The organism is Enterobacter cloacae complex sp. 382A5, assembly GCF_050031095.1.
Lineage (GTDB): Bacteria > Pseudomonadota > Gammaproteobacteria > Enterobacterales > Enterobacteriaceae > Enterobacter > Enterobacter cloacae.
In genome coordinates this window covers 85,229-106,697 of record NZ_JBLGVK010000001.1, presented here as the reverse complement: position 1 = coordinate 106,697, position 21,469 = coordinate 85,229, and the positions used below count along the sequence as shown (strand labels likewise).

21 protein-coding genes, 1 tRNA gene and 1 pseudogene are annotated in these 21,469 nt (G+C 53.3%); 13 read left to right on the top strand and 10 right to left on the bottom strand.

The features are described from left to right. Positions 1-39: 39 nt before the first annotated feature. Positions 40-2,358: an alpha-xylosidase gene (gene yicI, locus ACQG2G_RS00520; RefSeq protein ID WP_248078858.1), complete on the bottom strand. Its 2,319-nt coding sequence runs from the start codon at positions 2,356-2,358 to the stop codon at positions 40-42. A 328-nt stretch (positions 2,359-2,686) separates the two neighbouring features. Here yicI and ACQG2G_RS00515 point away from each other — a divergent pair. Beyond that, positions 2,687-2,781, top strand: a tRNA-Sec gene (locus tag ACQG2G_RS00515). A 136-nt stretch (positions 2,782-2,917) separates the two neighbouring features. Here the strand turns inward: ACQG2G_RS00515 and ACQG2G_RS00510 are convergent. The 3 genes from ACQG2G_RS00510 to ACQG2G_RS00500 form a co-directional block, all read right to left on the bottom strand. Beyond that, positions 2,918-3,820: a hypothetical protein gene (locus tag ACQG2G_RS00510; RefSeq protein WP_071830009.1), complete on the bottom strand. Its 903-nt coding sequence runs from the start codon at positions 3,818-3,820 to the stop codon at positions 2,918-2,920. Between the two features lie 58 nt (positions 3,821-3,878). After that, entirely contained in the window at positions 3,879-4,661 is a 783-nt protein-coding gene (locus ACQG2G_RS00505; RefSeq protein WP_348595958.1) for a hypothetical protein, read from the bottom strand. A gap of 120 nt (positions 4,662-4,781) precedes the next feature. Next, entirely contained in the window at positions 4,782-4,955 is a 174-nt protein-coding gene (locus ACQG2G_RS00500; RefSeq protein WP_065187088.1) for a YlcI/YnfO family protein, read from the bottom strand. A 128-nt stretch (positions 4,956-5,083) separates the two neighbouring features. Between ACQG2G_RS00500 and ACQG2G_RS00495 the strand changes: the two genes are divergently transcribed. Further along, positions 5,084-5,425 carry a SymE family type I addiction module toxin gene (locus ACQG2G_RS00495; protein ID WP_061771704.1) on the top strand — a complete coding sequence of 114 codons (342 nt, stop codon included), beginning with the start codon at positions 5,084-5,086 and terminating at the stop codon, positions 5,423-5,425. A 58-nt stretch (positions 5,426-5,483) separates the two neighbouring features. Next, positions 5,484-6,512, top strand: coding sequence for a virulence RhuM family protein (locus ACQG2G_RS00490; RefSeq protein ID WP_061771705.1), 1,029 nt, complete (start codon positions 5,484-5,486; stop codon positions 6,510-6,512). On the opposite strand, the gene ACQG2G_RS00485 is transcribed toward ACQG2G_RS00490, so the two are convergent. The 5 genes from ACQG2G_RS00485 to ACQG2G_RS00465 all read right to left on the bottom strand — a co-directional run bounded on the left by ACQG2G_RS00485 (position 6,509) and on the right by ACQG2G_RS00465 (position 10,524). Next, entirely contained in the window at positions 6,509-6,949 is a 441-nt protein-coding gene (locus ACQG2G_RS00485) for an acetyltransferase (RefSeq protein WP_061771706.1), read from the bottom strand. The two genes, ACQG2G_RS00490 and ACQG2G_RS00485, sit on opposite strands and share 4 nt — an antisense overlap. A gap of 89 nt (positions 6,950-7,038) precedes the next feature. Then, positions 7,039-8,037 (bottom strand): class I SAM-dependent methyltransferase, encoded by a 999-nt coding sequence (locus tag ACQG2G_RS00480; RefSeq protein WP_061771707.1) that lies wholly within the window; start codon positions 8,035-8,037, stop codon positions 7,039-7,041. An 85-nt stretch (positions 8,038-8,122) separates the two neighbouring features. After that, positions 8,123-9,010: a GlxA family transcriptional regulator gene (locus ACQG2G_RS00475; RefSeq protein WP_061771708.1), complete on the bottom strand. Its 888-nt coding sequence runs from the start codon at positions 9,008-9,010 to the stop codon at positions 8,123-8,125. Between the two features lie 238 nt (positions 9,011-9,248). Then, positions 9,249-9,731 (bottom strand): hypothetical protein, encoded by a 483-nt coding sequence (locus ACQG2G_RS00470; protein ID WP_013094867.1) that lies wholly within the window; start codon positions 9,729-9,731, stop codon positions 9,249-9,251. A 1-nt stretch (position 9,732) separates the two neighbouring features. Beyond that, positions 9,733-10,524, bottom strand: a complete 792-nt coding sequence (locus ACQG2G_RS00465) for a winged helix-turn-helix domain-containing protein (RefSeq protein WP_061771709.1) — start codon at positions 10,522-10,524, stop codon at positions 9,733-9,735. A 710-nt stretch (positions 10,525-11,234) separates the two neighbouring features. Here ACQG2G_RS00465 and ACQG2G_RS00460 point away from each other — a divergent pair. The 6 genes and pseudogenes from ACQG2G_RS00460 (at position 11,235) to ACQG2G_RS00435 (ending at position 17,267) form a co-directional block, all read left to right on the top strand. Next, a complete protein-coding gene (locus ACQG2G_RS00460; RefSeq protein WP_013094865.1) occupies positions 11,235-11,837 on the top strand; it encodes a LuxR C-terminal-related transcriptional regulator in 603 nt (200 codons plus the stop codon). A 52-nt stretch (positions 11,838-11,889) separates the two neighbouring features. After that, a complete protein-coding gene (locus ACQG2G_RS00455; RefSeq protein ID WP_013094864.1) occupies positions 11,890-12,474 on the top strand; it encodes a fimbrial protein in 585 nt (194 codons plus the stop codon). Between the two features lie 53 nt (positions 12,475-12,527). Further along, positions 12,528-13,205, top strand: a pseudogene (locus ACQG2G_RS00450) (fimbrial biogenesis chaperone). A 23-nt stretch (positions 13,206-13,228) separates the two neighbouring features. Continuing rightward, positions 13,229-15,751: a fimbria/pilus outer membrane usher protein gene (locus ACQG2G_RS00445; protein ID WP_061771710.1), complete on the top strand. Its 2,523-nt coding sequence runs from the start codon at positions 13,229-13,231 to the stop codon at positions 15,749-15,751. Then, on the top strand, positions 15,742-16,257 hold the full coding sequence (locus tag ACQG2G_RS00440) for a fimbrial protein (RefSeq protein ID WP_061771711.1): 516 nt from the start codon (positions 15,742-15,744) through the stop codon (positions 16,255-16,257). The genes ACQG2G_RS00445 and ACQG2G_RS00440 overlap by 10 nt, the downstream gene beginning before the upstream one ends. After that, positions 16,257-17,267 (top strand): fimbrial protein, encoded by a 1,011-nt coding sequence (locus tag ACQG2G_RS00435; RefSeq protein WP_058650615.1) that lies wholly within the window; start codon positions 16,257-16,259, stop codon positions 17,265-17,267. The genes ACQG2G_RS00440 and ACQG2G_RS00435 overlap by 1 nt, the downstream gene beginning before the upstream one ends. A gap of 3 nt (positions 17,268-17,270) precedes the next feature. On the opposite strand, the gene ACQG2G_RS00430 is transcribed toward ACQG2G_RS00435, so the two are convergent. Continuing rightward, on the bottom strand, positions 17,271-17,795 hold the full coding sequence (locus ACQG2G_RS00430; protein WP_061771712.1) for a lipocalin family protein: 525 nt from the start codon (positions 17,793-17,795) through the stop codon (positions 17,271-17,273). Positions 17,796-17,912: 117 nt separating this feature from the next. On the opposite strand from ACQG2G_RS00430, the gene ACQG2G_RS00425 reads away from it, so the two are divergent. From ACQG2G_RS00425 to ACQG2G_RS00410, 4 genes are all read left to right on the top strand, one after another. Further along, positions 17,913-18,638, top strand: a complete 726-nt coding sequence (locus tag ACQG2G_RS00425; RefSeq protein ID WP_020686466.1) for a MerR family transcriptional regulator — start codon at positions 17,913-17,915, stop codon at positions 18,636-18,638. Positions 18,639-18,737: 99 nt separating this feature from the next. Beyond that, positions 18,738-19,148, top strand: coding sequence for a hydroxyisourate hydrolase (gene uraH / locus ACQG2G_RS00420; protein WP_013094857.1), 411 nt, complete (start codon positions 18,738-18,740; stop codon positions 19,146-19,148). 102 nt (positions 19,149-19,250) lie between these two features. After that, positions 19,251-20,210 (top strand): YbgA family protein, encoded by a 960-nt coding sequence (locus tag ACQG2G_RS00415; RefSeq protein WP_029881877.1) that lies wholly within the window; start codon positions 19,251-19,253, stop codon positions 20,208-20,210. Positions 20,211-20,355: 145 nt separating this feature from the next. Continuing rightward, entirely contained in the window at positions 20,356-21,444 is a 1,089-nt protein-coding gene (locus ACQG2G_RS00410) for an AAA family ATPase (RefSeq protein ID WP_013094854.1), read from the top strand. Positions 21,445-21,469 lie beyond the last annotated feature (25 nt).

Below are 21,469 nucleotides of genomic sequence, written 5' to 3'. Positions count from 1 at the left end.
TCCCTCGCCCCTATGGGGAGAGGGTTAGGGTGAGGGGAATTAAAGGTGAACCACCACCTCATCCCCCTCCGCGTTCACCACCACGCCCCACTCGCTGCCCGCGTATGAGCCACCTTTCACACCACTCACCTTCTGCACATTGCGCAAGCATACCGACCAGTTCCGCGCTTCACCCGCGCCGGTAAGGGTCACGGTGTCGCCCTTGCGTGACGCCTTCAGCGTAAACGCCACCGAACCGTCAGCCGCAGGCACTACACTCACCGCTGTTGCGCCCTCATCCAGGTTAAACAGCTGGAAGGCCGTGCCCTCATTCCAGGCGTAGTCCGGTTTGTGCTTGTTGTTACCCAGCGCCAGCAGGGTATTGTCGCGCACATAAACCGGCAGGCTCATGAAATCGTGCTGCTGCTTATGCCAGCGACAGCCCTGAACCTCATCGTTGTGCCACAAGTGCGTCCAGCGACCTTCCGGCAGGTAAAACTGCACCTCACCCGCCTCGGAGAACACCGGTGCTACCATCAAGGCATCCCCCAGCATGTACTGACGGTCGAGATAGTCACACGCCGGATCGTCCGGGAACTCCAGCATCATCGCCCGCAGCATCGGCGTGCCGCACTCCCGTGCCAGTGCCGCCTGACGATAGAGGTACGGCATCAGCTGGCATTTCAGCTGCGTAAAGTGACGCACCACGTCACAGGACTCATCATCGTACGCCCACGGCACCCGGTAGGATTTGCTGCCATGCAGGCGGCTGTGGCTGGAGAACAGCCCGAACGCGCACCAGCGTTTGTAGACGTGCGCCGGGGCGGTGTTTTCGAAACCGCCGATATCGTGGCTCCAGAACCCGAAGCCGGACAGACCAATCGACAGGCCGCCGCGCAGGCTTTCCGCCATGGATTCATAGTTGGCATAGCAGTCGCCGCCCCAGTGCACCGGGAACTGCTGTGCGCCGACGGACGCCGAGCGCGCAAACAGCACCGCCTCCTCCTCGCCTACCGTCTCTTTCAGCACGTTCCACACCAGCGCGTTATAGATGAAGGCGTAATGGTTGTGCATCTTCTGCGGATCGGAACCGTCAAACCACTGCACATCCGTCGGGATACGCTCGCCGAAATCGGTTTTGAAGCAGTCCACGCCAATCTCCACCAGGCCCTTCAGCTTGTCGGCGTACCACCGGCACGCGTCCGGATTAGTGAAGTCGTAAATCGCCAGCCCGGGCTGCCATTTGTCCCACTGCCACACGCTGCCATCCGGGCGCTTCAGCAGATAGCCCTTCTCTTTCAGCTCGTTAAACACCGGCGATTTCTGGCCGATGTACGGGTTGATCCACACGCAGACCTTCAGCCCTTTCTCTTTCAGGCGGCGGATCATCCCTTCTGGATCGGGGAAGGTCACCGGGTCCCACTCAAAATCACACCACTGGAAGGCCTTCATCCAGAAGCAATCAAAATGGAAGACGTGCAGCGGCAGGTCGCGTTCGGCCATGCCGTCGATGAAGCTGTTCACCGTCGCTTCGTCGTAGTTAGTGGTAAACGAGGTGGTGAGCCACAGGCCGAAGGACCACGCTGGCGGCAGCGCCGGACGACCGGTGAACTGCGTGTAGCGGTCCAGGACCGCTTTCGGCGTCGGGCCGTCGATCACAAAATACTCCAGATATTCGCCCTCGACGCTGAACTGCACTTTGGAGACCTTCTCCGAGCCGATTTCAAACGACACATTTTCCGGATGGTTGACCAGCACGCCGTAGCCGCGGTTGGTGAGATAGAACGGAATATTTTTGTAGGACTGCTCGGTGCTGGTGCCGCCGTCGCGGTTCCAGGTATCGACCTGCTGACCGTTGCGCACCAGGGCGGTAAAGCGCTCACCGAGGCCATAAACCGTTTCCCCGACGCCCAGATCCAGACGTTCGAACAGATAGTTGCGATTCGTGTTGCTGTCCTGCACGTAGCCGTTGTTTTTCAGTTCACTGCCGGTGATCCGCTGGCCGTTACGCAGAAAATCGAGCGCCCAGAACTCGCCTTTGGTGACGCGCACGCTGAGATTACCGCTTTTCAGCTCGGCGTATTCGGCGTTATTTACCGTCTCGACCCTTACGTCCTTCAGCACGTTGAGCGGATAGTGCGGGCCTTTGTCCTGCGCCCCCTGGAAGTGCTCGATGCGCACCCCGACAATCCCTTCCTGCGGTGCGAAGAGCCGGACGGTGAACATCAACGTATCGAGTTGCCACGCGCGTTCGCGGACGTCGCGCGGTGCCACATACACCACCAGGTCATTGCCCTGCTGCTCCACATCGAACACCTGGACCGGATACGTCACGGTCAGGCCAGGTTGAATAAGCCAGTTTCCATCACTGATTTTCATACTTTCGTCCTCCTGGTTCTGTAATCCTTTGCTGGCCGTCAGGTGCCTGCCGTGTGGCGATACGGGCACTGAGACCGGTTACAGAGGTTTTAAACCATTGTTTCAGGAGCGAGTATTGCGTTTTCTGGTTAGCAAATTACGTTTCTTGTTTTTTGTGATCGGGGTAAATGTCGCGGAGCACGAAATGCTAACCTGAGGATTTTCTTAAGAATTAACTGAAATGGGGGTGTTCAGGTCAAAAGAGAGGTGAAAAAAGTGTGTCGGGGTATGTGGTAAATGTCTGAAAGTAGCTATAATGCGCCCCGCCTCCATGTAGCAATGCAGGCGCGGAAGATCGTCATCTCCGGTGAGGTGGCTGGACTTCAAATCCAGTTGGGGACGCCAGCGTTCCCGGGCAGGTTCGACTCCTGTGATCTTCCGCCAAAAATGCTTTCCTATCCTATCCCAAACCGAGCCACATTGTTATGGTCAGTTACAAATGGAGTATCCATCCCTTCAAATAAGTTAATTTTTCTTCTTAAGAAAATTACTCATTAAAAAAGCTGGCTCAGAAAAATAACTATTCAATAGTATACTCAGCTTCTACTGTAATAGTGCCTATATAATTAGAAAATGTATTTTTTTGTTCATCATCTAAATGTGTATTCACATAATTTTCATTTGAAGAATAAAAATGAATCTTATTACCTTCGCATTCCATAGTTATATCCCCGCATCTATTTTGAGTTATAGTTTTATAGCCAGTATAGTAAGTTAGATGGCGAGAAGGTGCTTCACCTATAACTATTATTTGAGGATCTAGCTTTTCCAGCCAGGAATCCGGTATCTTTCCTGATACTCTTCCATGATGCGAAGCAAAAACAATTGTAGTTTTTTTAAGCTCAATATCGTTGCTAATGTTTTCCATAAAATCGGTTTCTAAATCACCGATCCAAAGAAAACTAGGTCCATTTATAATACTATATCTTATCACAGCTGATGTATTGTTATAACTTAATCCTATTTCCGCTTCTAATAAAGCTGATTTAAAGTGGGTATTTTCTGTATCAGGCCATAAAAACTCTAAACCTGAACTACCTCTAACATCATCACCATGAGTTGCCCATTTTCTTTTACAATCTTTATATATATAAAAAGCTTTATTTTTATCATCTCTTAAGCGGCAGTAATGTTTAAAAGATTGTGTCTCATGACTCTTTATAGCCTTATTTTTTACCACATAAAAATTAGTAATACCTAATACTGCATCAAGATATTCAATCCCGCCAAAATGATCATCATCAGGATGTGTGCATATGAATCTTGTAATCCGTTTAGAAGCTGACTTTTCTTTTATTTCAGAAATTATTCTCTGTTGATTTTCACTTGAAATATCGCAATCAATTATTGAAAAGTTATCTGAGTTATGTTGAATGTAACACATATCTCCATTACCAACGGAAAAGCTTTTGACAATAGCCATTAATATTACTCCAGTAAACAATCATTTTATTAATAACATCGCTCGATAATCCAATAAGTTACTGAGCAGAGTTTACTCTTCTTTTTGACGTACTTACTTTCACACTAAGTAAATTTTCATATAAACGTTCGGCATATACATAACCAATTCTCTTAACAGATTCTTCGTTAAAGTAAAAACCCCAAGAAAAAATGAGAATACAGGAAATAATCAAAGTCAATGAGGCTGGTAATCCTGGATTAGCAAAATGTATTATTTCTATATGCGGTGGTATTATTGTTAATACTTTAGCAATAATCAATCCGTATATAATGCCTAATGAACTTGTTGATAATCCAATAATTTTCATTGCCGTCATATTCCGATGAAATCCATAGGATATATTTTCATTAAAAAGTAATACTTTTTTATTTCTAGTTAACTCTCTTAATCTTCTGGAAATACCTATATATATTTCATCTGCCTTTTTAGGATCACCTATCTCCTCTGATGGTGACGGGATTTGTATACCTAACTTTGCGGTTATTGCTTGATGGTACCTACTCTTTGTTACAAAATCATAGTGATCATCACGATGCCTTAATACCAATGTTGTTGGCATTCCCCCCCACCTGACTATGAGCTTCTGTTCAAGTTTTTTACCTAAACCACGAGATATATTCGCCAATGCGAACATTGCACCACAACTGCTTAATAAGCCAATAACACTCGTAAGTATCGGATTTTTAGCGCCATACACACAAATCATAGGTACTATTAATGGCAGAGCGACTAAAAGCCCAGGAATTAATCGGGCCTTTCTTTCATAAGGATCTTTAATCAATTGAAAAATAGCTTGCATTGTTTTAACGCCAATTATCGTTGATTATGAATGATTCACCGAATGAATACTTCAATATACATCAATAAATTTAAACCAGCGGAACTTCAATACTCAAAATATTCTTAGATAATTTTTATGTCAACTAAGATCATTTTTTTTATTCAAACGGAATAAACAAGCCTCTTTCACCCACTTACTAAAATTCCCTTTCCCCGCCGCCTTCTCAATCTGCTCCAAAAGCTCATCCTCAAACCGGATGTTCTTCATCGTGCTCTTGGTACGGTCAAAATTTGGTTTCTTTTTCTCTTGCATGGTAGGTACCACTTCGGTTAGTTTATCCGCATGTGGTACCTACCACATGGATTCGGAATTCTAACAACGCCCAGCAGTGTTGGAGCACTAAAGGGCGTCTAACCTCACCAACTATCAAGGAGTTGATTATGGCTGATTCGCATTCTACCCCAGACACCGACCAATCCGGAACCGAGCGTTCGTTAATTGTGGGATACCGCCCGAAGGTTTTCGACAAATCCACGCCGAAAATCATCCTTTCCGGCAAGTGGCTGCGCGCGGCGGGTTTTGATACTGGGCAGCAGGTCACGATAAAAGTCATGAAAGGATGCATCGTTCTGGTGGCGTATAACGAGCAGGAGCAGAGGTTGCAGGATGATTATAAACGGACGAAAGCAAAGCTTATTGAGATAGAGAACGCGCTTACAGCCATCCAAACTCCGCGTGCTGGAAAGCGCCTCGCAAAAACAAATACAAACCACCTGGCTTAGCGGCTGTTTCTGGCATACTACGAACTTATCGACATCAACCTTATAGGGTGGGGGCAGCATGACATATGAAGAATTAATCAATTCACCAGCCGGTGAGTTCGTCATGTTTGCCAGCAAGGATGGAAAAGTTCGCATTGAATGCCGCTTCGAAAGCGATACTTTGTGGCTCTCACAGGCTACGATCTGTGAGTTATACGGCAAAGCCAAAGCAACGATCAGTGGGCATATCAAGAATATTTTTGATGAGGGTGAGCTGGTCGAAAATTCAGTTGTTCGGTTTTACCGAACAACTGCCAGCGATGGTAAAGTATATAACGTTCAATATTTTAGCCTGCCCGTCATTCTCGCCATCGGCTATCGCGTCCGCTCCACGCGAGGGATACAGTTCCGCCAGTGGGCCACCCAAACGCTGCAGGAATATCTGGTAAAAGGCTTCGTTATGGACGACGAGCGCCTGAAAAACCCGCCTGTGGGATCATCCGCCGTACCTGACTATTTCGATGAAATGCTGGAACGCATTCGCGATATACGGGCCAGCGAACGCCGGGTTTATCTCCGTGTGAGGGAGATTTTTGCATTAGCCGCTGACTATCAGCCGTCACTCAAAGAAACCACGCAATTCTTCCAGACCATCCAGAATAAACTGCATTTTGCCTGCACCGGCCTTACCGCCGCTGAGTTGATTCACCAGCGTGCGGACGCCACGCAACCGTATATGGGGCTGACCAGCTATAAAGGTGAAGAAGTTCGTAAAAGCGATGTCACCACAGCAAAAAATTATCTGTCTCAGGATGAAGTCAGCGAACTAAATCGTGTCGTTAATATGTGGCTCGACTTTGCTGAAGATCAGGCCAAACGCCGCAAGCAGGTATTTTTACGAGACTGGCAAACCAAACTCGATCAGTTCCTGCAATTTAACGACCGGGACGTTTTAGAAGGCGCAGGCAAAATCAGCAAAAAAGCGGCGGATGAAAAGGCGTGCTCAGAATACATTGAGTATGAAAAGAAGCAGCGCCTGCTAAAAGAAGCCGAGGGAGAGAAAGATATTGTCGGCTTATTAAAATGGGATAAGCAGGCTAAGCGCTAATCCCTATTCAACCGCATATGCAGCAACGGAAACGGATTCCCCTGCCCATCAACCTCTGAGCGGCCGACCTGCACAAACCCCATATGGCGATAAAACGCGACGCCCTGCGGGTTTTGCTCATTCACATCCACTTCGTTTACGCCAAACTCTGCGATGGCATAGTGCAGCAGTAATTTCCCCACGCCCTTTCCTCGGCTCGCATCATCAACAAACAGCATTTCAATGCGGTTTTCATCCACGCCTAAAAAGCCGTGGATAACACCTGCATCATCGCGGGCTATCACGACGTTGAGGTTTGGCAGATACGCGTTGAGCAATAGTGGGCGCAGAGCCGCGATATCGCTTTCCTGTAAAAAGTGATGGGTGGCGCGAACGGAGGATTCCCAGATTGCGACCAGGCGTTCGAAGTGTGAGGGATGTGCGGTTTCTATTTTCATGAGGGGATCATGTTTGGAAAACCGAACTAATGCAAGTCACTCTGTGCGTGCTGCTCCCCCTCAACCCAAAGGAGAGGGAACCGATCGCGCTAAACCTTCACCTCCATCACCGCGTACACCCCATCCTTTGGCACCACCACGGTGACATTCTCCACCGGCACGCCCGCCGCGAGGTGGATATCCTGCAATTGCTGCAACGACCTGGGGTGAATGTCCTCCCAGCCAATACCGCGCAGCACAAAGTCGATCTGCGGGCTGCTGGTCAGCATATTCGACACAATCACCGCCCCGCCGGGCTTCACCAGCCGCAGCGCGCGCTGCAGGAAAGTCACCGCATCGGTATCGTCGAAGTACTCAAATATACCCAGCGCGTCGACCAGTTCGGCCTGATGCTCGCCCAGCTCCAGCAGTAAATCGTCGTTACGCACCAGCGTATGCAGCAGGTTGCGCCTGAGCAGCGTCAGCTGTTCGCCCACAACCAGCCCCTCCTGCGCGGCCATGGTCTCGGCCCAGCTCAGCGCGACGGGGTCTTTATCAACCAGCGTCAGGTACACCTGCTGACCGTCGAGCTTTGCGTTGCGCAGCGCCTCAAGCACGGGAATGGCCGCCCCGCTGGCCAGGCTCACCCAGTTGTTCTCGCTCTCGTTATGGATGTACTTCTCTACCAGCGCAGCCAGCACTTTTGCGCGGGAGCGCACGCCGATGGCGTCGTTAGCGTGAATAAACCACTGGCGGCTGTCGCTGTCCATTTTCGTGCCTTCGGGGAGGCGCTCCTCCAGCGGATTTTGCACCACAAACAGCGCCAGCGCAGTGGGAACCAGCCGGGCACGCCACGCGAGAAGCGCAGGCCGGTTGCGAAAAGCCTGTTCGGAGTGACGGTTCTGCGGGACAAACACCGCCTGCCCGCCCTCTTCGTATTCAATCAGCGGAGGGCGAAGCGCCGGGTCGGCTTTCAGGGCCTGGTTAAGCGCGTTGATCTCCCGGGCAGTCTCGTCTTTCATCGGCCACTGGTCGCTGACATCAGGAAATGAGGCGCTGAAAATAGTCATATTCCCCGGTGCGCTGCCGCGAAAAGGCTGCCAGTTCATGTCATCGTCCCCCCGTTGGGCTTTTAACGGAAGTGTATCCAGGCAAACCAGTAATACCCTACGAAGAAAGCACGAAATCGGGGCATTAGCTCTGCGACGTGCGCCACACCCCAGGCGTACAGCCGTACTCAAGCTGGAAATGACGAATAAAATGGGCGCAGTCGCTAAAGCCCATCCGCCGCGCAATGTCCGTGACGCTTTGCTGCGAGTTCTTCAACAGCCAGCAGGCATAGCGCAGTCTGGCGCTGCGGATAAATTCACGTGCCGTTTTACCAAACTCGGCGTGAAACAGGCGATTAAGCTGACGCTCGCTCAGCTTGACGTCCTGGGCCAGCCCGGCGGCGCTAAGCGGGCGTGTCAGGTACTGTTCGATGATCATGACCGCTCTGCGCAGCCGCGAGTCCGGGATCAGCGCAATATTGGCAGGCCGCGGGGTAGTAACAGCGTGCGGTGAGAGCGATAAACGCCGTGACGTGGTGGCGGCAATATCGTCGCCCGCATGGGCGCGAATCAGCGCCGTGGTTAGCGTCAGCGTCGAGATCCCGCCCGGGCAGGTCAGCACATCGCCTTCATCGATAAAATCCAGCCCCTGCTCGGCATAAACCTGCGGAAACCGTTGCGTGAAGACGTCATGATGATAAGGATGGATCGAGGCGCGCCGTTCATTGAGGATCCCCTCTTCCGCCAGGATAAAGCTCCCGGTGCCAATACCGATCAGCGGAATGGCGTTGTGATGCGCCTCTGCAAGAAATGCCCGGTCGTCCTGGAGCCCCTTATCCAGATCCTCCAAGCTTCCGCCAATCACGGCAATATAGTCGTATTCCCCCGGAGTAAGATGCGCGGCTTCAGGCTGCACGCTAATACCGGCGCTGCTGGTGATGGGCAATTCCGCCCGGGTGCTTATCAGACTGAGTTTGAACGCGATTTTCTGTCTGGATTTTTGTACACAGGACGCCGTACGTAACGCCTCCATTAACCCCGATAAGGCTAATAACGAAAAATGGGGCCACAGAAATAAACCGATATGCAGGGGTTTATTTCGCGCAGAACCACGCCTGCATGAGTCATCAATTAAAGTTTTCATTACCTTGCCAAAAAATATTAATTACATTATCGCAACATATTGTGTTGCTCTTATATTACTCTAAGATATTTCTTAGCGGTTCAATAAAGTATAAATGATGACCACAAAACAGCAACGCTTTTCCCGTTCAGCCCTCCGTTTTTGAGGGGTGGCACACATAGGTCGGTAACGTCCCCAGAATGAATAAATAATTATCATTCTGCTGTTTCTTAATTCGCATATAAATACTCTCGTTGGGGTAGATGAAAAATAACGGTTCGTACTTCTCCAGCCAGCTGTCGCTCACGTCATCATCGGGGAATTTGATATTGCGGACAGATCGCATGTAATAGACATTATCTTTGCGCTCTACCTGAAAGAATATTTTACGATTAAAGGTCTTACCCGGATCGCTCTTCACCCGACCGTTCATGCTGAGCGTGCCGTTGTTACCGTCCACCGTATAATTTAGCCACAGGGTCAGTGTCTCTTCAGGATGGTGCTGAATAAAGTTCACCTGACAGGCAAAAGGGTGAATGTAATAACGCTGCCACAGATAATAACCAGCGGCTAACGCCCCCACCAGCAGGCACAAACAGAGCGTTAACAGCGTTTGACGGTAACGAGCCATATTAATGATCCTGAATAAAGTAATCTGACATACAACGGTTTGGTTCCGTCATTGCCCGGTCGCAGCGGATCACCGAAGCACGCGGCAACAGGCTATATCCACTGATATAGATCCAGGGATAGCTGCTGCATTCATCTTTAAATGGCGCAGCATAGGCCAGCGCTTTTTCCCTGTCCTGCGGCGTCTCGATATCGCGGGCAAAATAGAGCCGACACTCTCCCATCATTGTCGTGAAGCGGTAACCGTCCACAAAATAGTTGTCATGCGGCCGGCTATAGCTGATGACGCTCACGCTAATGATTAACAGCAGCGCCAGCAGTGCGCCCCCCAGCCAGAAGCGTCGTTTCGCAACCGGAGCAACGGGAGTGACAGGAGCCACGGGCTGCGGCACGCCAGCCTCTTCCTGAACGGTCTGGACCGGTACTTCTGGCTCTGCCGAGGGCAACTGCGCCTCTTTAATCGTAATTTGCGTATCGCTTGCCAGCGTCAGGCCAATACGGGGGATCGTGACGATTGGATCGGTTTCAAACCCGGCTTTTTTCAGCCCCTTACGCAGAATAGAGATATTCTGGTAATAGGTATTCGGCGACACCATCATTCCCCGACGTTGCCAGACAATGTCCATACACTCCTGTTGAGTGACAATACTCCCGGCTCTTTCAATCAATAACAGCAAACAACGTCCGGCAGGCGAGTTTAATACCACCACCTGTTCAGGATTATTGAGGTCGCGTAATGTGCTGGCCGCAGGATGAAACTCGACGATGCCATTAATGATATAATACTTATGCATAAGACTCGTTAAATACCTCCTGTAAACGCCGGTTTAAGGATTAATGTGACCGATAAACCCGCGTCTGTATATCCTGGCGCCTGGCGAAAAATCTTATTTTTATTTTTTCTTAACCGCTTATCTGAAGTTCTCTTAACCGCCTTTTTGGCCATATGAGATCTGGCAAAGCACCTGAAAATGCCTCATGCTACCTTTCCCCACGCGGACTTGACACTGACAAAACTCGACAAAACGGCGAATTGAACGCTTCGGCCATCCGTGTCTGAATTATTCAGAGACCTTTATTCACTTTTTCCGAGGAAACCAGACAAGACGCGGCCTGTAGGCAATTTCAGTCATCTCAAACTCGTCTAAAAGCCCCGTCATAATTAACAGTTTCACCCTGAAATTGTTATCAGAAGTAAGTAACAAGGCGGAATACCTGACATCACCAGACAATTTCCTTACAAAACATTTAGTAAAGCCAACTTTTCATTAAAAAGTGTCGGTATGATTAATTACAGGCAAATATGAGGCAGCCGGTACGGCAGGGAGATAATGAAGAAATCCGTTTAGCTCAACTTAATACAAATTAAGATTAATTCAGATTACCTGTTTCGCACTATCCGTATAGTGACTCCATACCGTGCAATGCTTAATTGCTTCGAAAATACAGGCATCGTTCTGCCAGACGGGCGAGCCTCATTACAATTATAAATCGAGGGAATAACATGGCGAATAAAACCGGAAATAAACGTCATTTAACAACCGCACTGTTGGGAGGCGATCACTTTTCACGTCAGGGGATCGCCGCGGTATTAAAAAACATGGTTCCTGAAATGCAGGTAATAGCATCAAGCGATGATTATTCATTAATGGAAACCGTGTTTTTAACCACCCCCGTTGATGTCATTTTTTTATCCGGCACGGAAAAGTATCACGCGGGATTTGATTGCCTGAAATATATAAAAAACATCAAATCCCGCCAGCCTGACGTCCTTATTTGTATGTATTCCGCGCCAGCCAATTCCTGGCTGTGGATACGCGGCGATATAGATGCCTATATCTCGCTGCAGGAGCCACTTTATCACTGGCGAGCCAGCTTATTAAAAATGGTCGATAGCCGATATCGCCCAAAAAAGAAACCCACGGCGTTATCGCTGACGCCGGGCGAATGGCGAGTATTGAAGGATCTGCGAAAAGGTCTGGATATGCGTTATATCGCCGAAACAGAGCAGCTTTCTTACCGCCGCGTCAGCGCGTTAAAAAGCTCAGCGATAAGAAAACTTGGGCTCAGAAATAAGACAGATTTGCTGGTCTTTTTAACCAGTTAGATCTGTCGACCAAGAGCACAACCCGACATAACGACAACATGGAATCAGGACAATGAAAGCTCAATTTAAAACGAAAACACTGCTTGCCGTCGCCGTTGCGGCAGTACTGCCAGCAGGGTCGGCGTTCGCTGCAACCACCAGCGGCGGTACGGTGAACTTCAGCGGCAAGGTGGTGACGTCGGCCTGCGCCATCAGTGCTGGCAGCGCCAACATTGATGTCGACATGGGCGAAGTGCGTACCGCCACGCTGGCCGCGGCAGGCAGCGAAGCCAGCACCGCGAAAGCCTTCTCCATCACCCTGGAAGATTGCGAAATCGCCGATACCTCCGCCTCAACGGAAGACAATCCGATTGCCGCCACCACCGTGGCCGTGACCTTCACCGGTACGCCGGATGCGGCCGATGCCAACAGCCTGGCCGTTGGCGCAAACGGCGGCGCTAACTCGGCGCAGCACGTTGCGATTCGCTTGTACGACGAGCAGGGCAAAGTGGTGAAGCTGGGTGAACCTGCCGCCGCCATTCCTCTGCGTGCGGGGGCCAACACCCTGAACTTCAGCGCGAAATATTACTCACCGCAGGGCAACGCCACGGCGGGTGATGCCAGCGCGGTTGCAACCTACACCGTTACCTACTCGTAATTTTCAGGCCCGGTTCGCTGGCCGGGCCTGACTCAGCTTTAAGGAGACGCACCATGCGCGCAAAAGCAGGGATCTGTCTGGCTATTTCATTATGTTCATCCGCCGCATATGCAGGCGGCGTAGGGCTGGGCGCCACGCGAATGGTTTACTCCAGCACTACCAACCAGTCCATGCTGTAGGTCAGGAACACGCATCCCGACGCCACGTTCCTGATCCAGTCATGGATGGAAAACGAAAAAGGGCAAAAAACCAACGACTTCGTTATTACGCCGCCACTGTTCGTCATGAAACCGGCCAGCGAAAGCGCGGTGAAAATCATGTTTAACGGTAAAGCCCTGCCAGAGGATCGCGAAACGCTCTACTGGATGACGGTGAAAGCCATCCCGCAGCAGACCAAAAGCGGTTCCGGCAATTCGCTGCAGTTTGCTTCGGCAAACCGCATCAAGGTGTTTTATCGCCCGGAGAGCCTTGGGCAAGGCGCAGGGGACGCCTGGAAAAGCCTGACCGGAGCCTATCGCGGCGGAAAGGTCACGCTCAGCAACCCAACGCCGTACTACCTCACCACCATCAACCTGAAAATCGATGGCATGCCGGTACAGCCGGTGATGGTGCCGCCGAAATCCAGCGTAACGCTGGGCGAAACCTTCAGCCACGCCAGCAGCGTGAGCTACCAGACCATTAACGATTACGGCGCATGGACGCCCGCGACACGCGCGGCATTGTCCCAATAATCCCGACTGTGAGGCGTGACCACGTGAAAAGAAAAATCCTGTGTGCCACGGTGATCTCCCTGGTAATTCGGCAGGCCATGGCGGCTGAAAGCGCGTTGCAATTTAACCCTGCGTTCCTCAACGGTGAGAGCGCCAACAGCGCCGATCTCGCCTGGGTCAACGCCGGGAGCGCATTGCCGCCGGGCGATCACAACCTCAACGTGTATATCAATAACAACTATGCGTTCACCGGCAATGTCACGTTCCGCACCGCTGAAAATACAGGGGAAGCCCTGCCATGCCTCACGCCTGAACAGATCGCGGCGCTGGGCATCGACAGCCAGCAGGCGAAAGGCGGCGCACTGCCGCTCGCGCAGCGCTGCATTTTTCTGACGGAGGCGTTTGCCGATACCCGGTTTGATTTTGACCAGCAGACGCTCTCCCTCAGCTTCACCGTACCGCAGAGCGCGATGCGCAATTTGCCGCGCGGGTATGTCAGCCCGGAAAGCTGGGAAGCGGGCATTCCTGCCGCGTGGCTGAACTATGTGGTAAACGGCTCGAACAATGACTATCAGGGCGAGACGCGCACGCGCGACCAGCAGCTGTTTGCGAGCCTGAACAGCGGCATCAATCTCGGCGCGTGGCGGCTGCGTGATTTCACCACGTGGACCAAAGATACTAACGAACTCACCCACGTGCAGACCTGGCTGCAGCGGGATATTCCCGCCCTGAACGCGCAGGTTTACGCCGGGGAAACGTATACCTCCGCCCAGGTGTTCGACGCCGTGGGCCTGCGCGGCATTGCCCTGAAAACCGATGACAATATGCTGCCTGCCAGCCTGAGCGGCTATGCGCCGGAAGTGCGCGGCATCGCCCGCAGCAACGCCACGGTGACGGTTCGCCAGAACGGCAACATCATTTATCAAACCTCAGTGCCGCCGGGGGCGTTTGTGCTGAAAGATCTCTACCCGACCTCTTCCGGGGGCGATCTCGCGGTCACAATCCAGGAGAACGACGGCAGCAAGACGCAGTACACGCTTCCGTATGCCAGCGTGCCAAACCTGGTGCGTAACGGACAGCTGAAATATGCCCTGGGAGCAGGAAAATATCGTCCGATGGGCCATCAGGATACGCCCTCTTTCGCGCAGGGCGAGCTGTTCTACGGCTGGCGTTATGGCCTGACGTTTTACGGTGGGGCGCAGTTTGCCGATCGCTATAACGGTCTGGCCTTCGGGATTGGGCAGAACCTGGGGCGCTTTGGCGCGTATTCCATCGACCTGACCCACGCCCGCAGCCAGCTGGCGGACGACCAGCACTACACCGGCGATTCCGTGCGCCTGCGTTACAGCAAGCTGCTGAATGATATCGGCACGCGGGTTAATTTTTTCTCGCTGCGCTACTCAACGAAAGGGTTTTATACCCTGAGCGATACCACGTACAAGGGCATGGCGGGCGGATCCCCAAAGCAGATTGTGGAAGACGATGGCACCGTCACCACCCACTACGACACGGTATATAACCTGCGCATGTCGCGTAAGGCCAAAAACCAGCTGCTGCTGTCACAGCCGATGGGGCAATACGGTTCGCTGTCGCTGTCGTGGGATCAGCAAACCTACTGGAACACGTCGAAAACCACGCAAAGTTTGCAGTTCGCGTGGAATGCCACGTTTCGTCACGTGTCGCTTGGCGTCAGCGTTCAGCGCAGCGCCAGCCTGTATGACGACAAAAAAGATAACGTGCTGGCGATGTCACTTTCGGTGCCGCTGGGCAACCCGGCGCTGTCGACCCGCGCCCGCTTTACCACCACCCATGCGGATTCTACCGGCACTACGGCCAGTACCGGCGTGAGCGGTTATCTGCCGGGCCAGGAGAACCTGTTTTACAGCGTCAACCAGCGCTATAGCGCGCAGCAGCACTACGGCGGCGACGCCACACTGCAATACGAAGGCGCAAAAGGAGACTACAACCTGGGCTACAGCTATACCCGCGATTCCCGCAACCTCAGCTACGGGATGAGCGGCGGCGCGGTGCTGCATGAAGATGGTCTGACGCTGAGCCAGCCGCTCGGCAACACCAACATTCTGGTGAAAGCCCCGGGCGCCAGCGACGTTGCCGTGCTTAACCACAAGGGTATCAAAACCGACAGCCGGGGCTACGCGGTGATCCCCTACGCCACGCCGTACCGCGTGAACCAGGTCGCGCTGGATGTCACAACCGCAGGTAATGACGTGGAGCTGGAGAATGCCATCGTCAACAAAACGCCGACCGACGGCGCGCTGGTTCGCGCCACCCTTGTCACACGCCAGGGGAAAAAAGCGATGTTTGTCGTGCGCCGCGGCAACGACGTGCTGCCCTTCGGCACGCTGGTCTCACTGAACGATGACAAAACCAGCGGCATCGTCGGCGACGGCGGCAGCCTGTATTTGTCGGGGTTAACCGAGCAGGGCACGTTGAGTGCCGTATGGGGGCGCAACAGCGACCAGCGCTGCACCATCAACTACGCGTTGAACAAGCAGAGCTATAACGCCCGCACCGGGCTCTATTCACAGGAGGTGGTATGTCAGTAACGCTTCGGACGTTCAGCATCGCTTTGCTGATCTTCACGTTCCCGGTTCGCGGCTATGACGTGCTGGTTTCCGTCACCGGGAATTTGATCGGCAACACCTGCGTTGTCGCGGCGGACTCTAAAGAGCAGGACGTTCCGCTGGGCACCATCGGGATTAAACAATTCCCCCGTGCAGGCGCGGTCAGCAATATCAAAACGCCCTTCACAATCAGGCTTGAAGCGTGCGGGCCAACCTTTGCCGGGGTCAAAATCCGCTTCAGCGGCACGCCGGATAACGACAACCCGCAGCTGCTGAAAATTGCCGACGGCGGCGCCACCGGCGTGGCGGTGCAGATCCTCGATAAAGACGGCGGGCTGATCCCCCTCGACACGCAAACCACCGCCCGGGGCACGCCGGGCGATGACAGCGTAGAGATGACCTTCTACGCTCGGCTGGCCGCCACGGGCGCGCCGGTGAATGCCGGAGACGTCTCCGCCTTTGCCACCTGGACTACGGAGTATCAATGATGCGTTTATTCTTGTTTATTAGCGGATTACTGCTCTGCGCCAGCGCACAGGCGATGGAATGGAAATCAGATATCACCCTCTCCCCGCAGCCGATGACCTACAGCGGCCCGGCAGATTCAGTTATGCCGGGGAGCATTATCGGCTCCACCTGGAGCGCCTCCGTCAGCGTGCAACAGGTGTTCTGGTGTGGGTTTGTTTTTCACTGCACCAAAAGCACGCTGGAGCCGAGCAGCAGCGCGATCTCAAGCGGGATGACGGTCACCGTCGACGGGGTGAACTACACCATTTTTGAAACCGGCGTTCCAGGCGTGGGTTATATCATCGGGCTGAAGGATTTTAATGGGACCAAATACATTCCCCTGCAAACCGGTGTGACGCAGAGCTATCCGGCAGAAGGCACCAGTACAAGCACCCAGGATCTGGGGTGGTCGGCAAAGGTCACCTTCATAAAAACCGGCGTCGCCCTGAAATCCGGCGTATATCAAATTCCGACTATCAACGCCGCGGTGTTAACCGCCTATAACAACGAGGTCAAAACGGCAAAGGTCATCATTAACCCCACCACCATCACCGTGACGGCGAGCGGCTGTACGGTGGGCACCAAAAGCGCGAACGTCGATCTGGGTACGATCGATATCCGCACGCTGGCCACCGTGGGCAGTACATCGCCTTCGGGTGCGTTTAACGTCAGCCTGACCTGTGACGCGAACGTCGCGGTGAGCGCGGTGATGACCGATCAGACCACGCCGTCAAACACCTCGTCGGTGGTGACGCTGACCGGCGACTCCACCGCGTCCGGCGTAGGGGTGCAGTTTTTCTATAACGGTACCGGCCCGCTGATGATGGGGCCGGACAGCTCGGCGGCGGGCACAACCAATCAGTTCTTTATCCAGAGCACCACTGCGGCACAAACCCTGTCGCTGCCGTTCCAGGCGCAATACATCCGAACCGGCGAACTTGTCCCCGGCTCGGCGAACGCGCTGGCAAGCATTACGTTCTCGTACCAGTAGGGGTTAATGTTTTACCCACACCAGCTGATCGACCCGGAAGCCCAGACTGCGCGCGGTGTTCAGGTAATCCTGCTTCACCGCGTCCGGCACGGTTGGCGTGCGCGACAAAATCCACAGGTAGTCGCGGTTCGGGCCGCTGACCAGCGCGTACTGGTACTTATCGTCCAGCTTGATGACGTTATAGCCGCCGTAGAACGGGCCGAAGAACGAAACCTTCAGCGCGGCGGTGGTTGGCGCGCCGGTAAAGTACGCTTTGCCTTCACTCTCGTTCCATTTGTTCTTCACCGGGTCGTAACCCCGGTTAAGCACGCTGATTCCGCCATCGCTCCGTTGGCCGTAGGTGGCCGTCACCTGCTCCAGCCCGTGTTCAAAGCGGTTCTCCAGGCGGGCGACTTCATACCACTTGCCGAGATAGCGGCTGGCATCAAAACCGGAAATAGGCTGCACGCCTTTCGGCGGCGTGGGGGATTTACAGGCTACAAGGGTCAGCGCAATGGCAACCCCGGTGACAACAGGCCATAGCTTCATGAGAATTCCTTTCATTTGCACGGTTGGATGTTAAGTGTAGTGCACCCTTTCGGCGCTTCATCCCGTTCTGAAAAATTCGTAGTATATTGAGAGTATTCCTCCACTCTGGACATGGACATGGCTTACTCCATCGGCGAATTCGCCAGACTTAGCGGCATCACCGCCACCACGCTGCGGGCGTGGCAGCGTCGTTATGGTTTACTCAAGCCACAGCGCACGGAGGGCGGCCACCGCCAGTACAGCGATGAAGACGTTCAGCAGGCGCTGAAAATCCTCGACTGGGTGAAAAAAGGCGTGCCCATTGGCCAGGTAAAACCCCTGCTTGAGCGCCCTGTACCCCGCCGGACCAACAACTGGCAAACGCTACAGCAGAACATGCTGGAACGCCTGCAGGGGGGCAAAATCGAGTCCCTGCGCCAGATGATTTACGACGCGGGCCGCGAATACCCCAGACCTGAGCTGGTGACCAACGTGCTGCGTCCGCTGCGCAGCCAGGTGTCCGCCAACGTCGCCGCCGCCATGACCCTGCGCGCGATCCTTGACGGCATCCTCATCGCCTACACCTCGTTTTGCCTCGAAGGCGATAAAAAAGCGCCGGGCGATAACATTCTGCTCAGCGGCTGGTATCTGAACGACCCGTGTGAAATCTGGCTCGAAGCCTTGTCGCGGACCGGTCAGGGTCACCGCATCGACGTATTACCCACGCCCCCTGCCACGCTGGCACCGGAGATATTTCCCGATCGCAAATGGTTGCTGGTCACCAGCGGTAAACTGACCGCCGCGCGGAAAAAACAGGTGGCGCAGTGGCAGCAGCAGCTTTCCCTTGAGGTCATTATCCTCTAATGATTTTCTCCTGCGGGAATCTTCACGAAAAGTTGAATATTTTTCCGCGCCGCAGATGCTAACGTTTTCCTGTGACTGACAACTTCACAGGAAAACAACATGAAAAAAACTGCCCCTCTGCTGATCCTGGCCTCCATGGCTTTTGCCCCTGCCGCCTTCAGTGCCCCTGCCGGCACGCTGAGCGTACACGTTCTCGACCAGCAAACCGGCATGCCGCCTTCGGATGTCACCGTTACCCTGGAAAAGCAGCAGCAGGACAAATGGATCCCGGTTGCCAGCGGCAAAACCGACCATGACGGACGTATCAAATCGCTCTATCCCCAGGAACAGGACATGCAGCCTGGCGTGTATAAAGTGACCTTCAAAACCGCAGACTATTTCCACGCTAAAAAGCTGGAGACATTCTTCCCGGAAGTGCCGGTGCTGTTTACCGTCACCCGGACCAACGAGAAACTGCACATTCCACTTCTGCTGAGCCAGTACGGTTATTCAACCTACAAGGGCAGTTAAAACCTGTTGATTTTAAACGGCAATAAAAAATACCTCCGCCAATACTTGGACAAATAAGCAAGATTGTGTAAGTTTTAAGTATTGGCTCTGGAGGAACATACCATGACAACGAAACCTGTGCTGGGTATTAGCGGCTGCTTGACCGGGTCCGCCGTTCGCTTTGACGGCGGGCATAAGCGTATGGGTTTCGTCATGGATGAGCTGGCCCAGTGGGTGAATTTCCGACCCGTTTGCCCCGAAATGGCCATCGGCCTGCCTACACCACGCCCTGCGCTGCGTTTGATCATGACGACCGGCGGCGACACGCAGATGCGTTTTAGCCATCCGCCGCATGATGACGTCACGCAGAAAATGGCCGACTTTACGGCCAGTTATCTGCCAAAGATCGGCGATCTCGCCGGGTTTATCGTCTGTGCAAAATCCCCCAGCTGTGGCATGGAACGCGTGCGCGTGTACGATGAAAACGGCAACCGGGGCCGCAAGGAGGGCGTCGGGCTGTTCACCGCCGCGCTCCTTGAAACCTGGCCGTGGCTGCCCGTAGAAGAGGATGGCCGTCTGCACGACCCGGTGCTGCGGGAAAACTTCGTCGAGCGCGTTTTTGCGCTGCACGAACTGAACACGCTGCGTAAAAATGGCCTGACGCGCCGCGCGCTGCTGGATTTTCACAGCCGCTACAAACTGCAGCTGCTGGCACACCATCAGGCGGGTTACCGTGAGATTGGTCCGTTTGTCGCCTCGCTGCATGAATGGGACGATCTGGACGCGTTCTTCGAGGCGTACCGCGAAAAACTGATGACCATCCTGAAAAAGCCCGCCTCGCGGAAAAATCATACCAACGTGCTGATGCATATTCAGGGCTATTTTCGCAATCAGCTTAACAGCCGCCAGCGGGGTGAGCTTCGTGACGTGATCCTGCATTACCGCGAAGGGCTTCTGCCCATTCTTGCGCCGATCACGCTGCTAAAACATTACCTGGCCGAATACCCGGATCAGTATCTGATGACGCAAAACTACTTTGATCCCTATCCTGATGATTTGGGTCTGCGTCTGGCCGTTAAATAATCAATAAGGCGAAGGCCCCCATTGACCCTCAGGGGCCCGAAGCAGTAGCCCGTTTAGACGACATCCTCACTGTCGTCTCTTTTTTGCATTTCGCCTGAAAGGCTGTAAATATATACAGGTTATAACGCAAAAAAGGGATCAGCCTGTGATTAACACCCTGCACATTCAAAACTACCGCTCAATTCGCGATATGTCGCTGGAGCTGGAACAGCTCAACATTGTCTTCGGCCCGAATGGCACCGGAAAATCAAATATTTACAAGGCGATACACCTGATGCACAGCGCCGCGCAGGGGCAGTTTTCTCAGGCTCTGGCGAATGAAGGCGGGATTTTGAAAGTGTTCTGGGCGGGTAAAACCCGCAGCGACCAGCTGCGACGGATGAACCTGGCGGTAGAAACCGAAACCTACGAATACGAGCTGCAGGTAGGCTTTGTTGAGAAGCTGCCCTATCCCTCGCAGTTTCAGCTCGATCCGGTGATCAAGGAAGAGTCGCTCTGGCTGAGCGGCCAGCACCGCCGCCCGTCGGCTCAGCTGATGAAGCGCAGAAATCAGGCGGTTTTCCTGAATAACGTCCATCACGAGAAAGTGACCCACAGCGGCACGCTGTACGAGAACGAATCGGTATTCGGACAGCTCGGCGAACCGCACCTTTACCCGGAAGTGTCGCAGATGCGCGAGTCCCTGCGTAACTGGCGATTTTATCATGAGTTTTCCGTTGCAAGCGGCTCCATGATGCGTGCCCCGCAGGTGGGTTTCCGCTCTCCGGTGCTGGCGAGCGACGGCGCCAACCTCGCGGCGGCATTCCAGACCATTGTCGAGATTGGCGATGAACTGCTGCTGATGCGCATTCTTGATCAGGCTTTCCCCGGCTGCGTGTTTTACAGCGACAACACCGGCGGACGTTTTCGCATGATGATGCAGCGTGAGGGCTTAAGCCGCCCGCTGGAACCGGCGGAGTTCTCTGACGGCACGCTGCGCTTTTTGTGCCTGGCGGTGGCACTGTTAAGCCCGCGCCCACCGGCGTTTATCGCCCTCAACGAACCGGAAAACAGCCTGCATCCGCAGATGCTGCCCGCACTGGCAAGCCTGATTGCCGAGGCCAGTCGCTACTCGCAGATCTGGCTTACCAGCCACTCGCCGGAGCTGGCGACGTTGATTGAGAAGCACCGATCGTTTTCGTTGTATCAGCTGTCAATGACGGAGGGAGAGACGAAGATGGAGAAGCTGGGGTAAGAAGGGGCTTTCATTTTCTTTAACG